Source organism: Vibrio sp. 1731, from assembly GCF_033339955.1.
Lineage (GTDB): Bacteria > Pseudomonadota > Gammaproteobacteria > Enterobacterales > Vibrionaceae > Vibrio > Vibrio alginolyticus.
Genome location: NZ_JAWOVO010000126.1, coordinates 1 through 1,157, shown reverse-complemented (window position 1 = coordinate 1,157; position 1,157 = coordinate 1). Strand labels below are relative to the sequence as shown.

General features: G+C 45.9%; 1 pseudogene. It reads right to left on the bottom strand.

From position 1 onward, the window contains the following. Positions 1 to 1,157, bottom strand: a pseudogene (locus tag R7035_RS25635) (MoxR-like ATPase); the annotation flags it as partial.

Genomic DNA, 1,157 nt, shown 5'->3' with positions numbered 1-1,157 from the left:
GTGGTAGGGACTCCATTTGCTCAGTGATGTGTAGGTTCACGGTAACACCTTTTCGATTGGTGTATTCCTTACCGTCTTTACCCACCAATTTAACTGGCGTATTTAACGCATCATTTGCCACGATGTTGCCCATGATGTCTTCGTATTCAGCTTGCACCCCAGGGATATCAAGCAGCGATGCAAAGCTCACCTCATCGGTAAAACGGTTCGAGAATCGACGTGCTAAGAAGTGGCTCGCCAACGCTTTGGCTGGCCAGTTGCCCAACACAGACACCGCATTTGACCAAGGATAATCAGGGTCAAAGCTACCAATTGAGTTTAGGAAGCGTCCATTCGCAGTTTCCGCAACAGCTATATAGCCCTCATCTGAATCTTCGATAAAGCGTGCTGCCAAATCATCAAAACAGCTGGCTGTTGAAAGATCGTAATCAGCCGGAATTTGGTGTGAGTTGTTGTCTAACAGTTGACCAAAAGAAATCACTTTTTGGTTGCCTGCCGCATTTTCTATCACACATTGATGCTCTGGTGTGCGCAAGATATCAAGGAAGAACGCCGCGGATTTTTTCGCCCCATTCGCGTAATCACAGAACCATGAGTTCTCGGCTTTGCCTTCTCTACAGTATTGAGGGTTTGAAGCAATGCGCAATAAGAAATCACCCGGCTTATCCGTTGACGAAGTGTAACCAAGATTGGTGTATATGTTGTCGATGCGCTCAAGATCTTCCATCTTGTCACGGATAGCGCTCATTTCCATATAACGGCGCACTAAGTAACCAGGATAATCGGACGAGAATAATCCCGTCGTCCCATATAACTCCAAGTTGCGTCGATCATAGCTATCGAGATAGTTCTGCCACTCGTAAGAAACAATTTCTTCTAGGTTTGTACCTTCGTCAAAACGGTTACAGTCGCTGTTTAGAGAAACGTTCCCATCGGTACAGAAATCGTAAGACTTACGCTCAATTTCATTCACTTTATCTAGGTAGTAAAGTGCGCCATAACGAGTTTTCGCATTCAGTTCAGGATCATCAGACAACGCGGCGGTATCGAATCGGCTGAAGTCACAGTTGTAGAGTGATTTGCCTTTCTCGTTCCCCGTTAGTGCCTTCACTTCAGAACACACCATCAGCGATGTGTTGTCTGGATTGTTGCCAAAC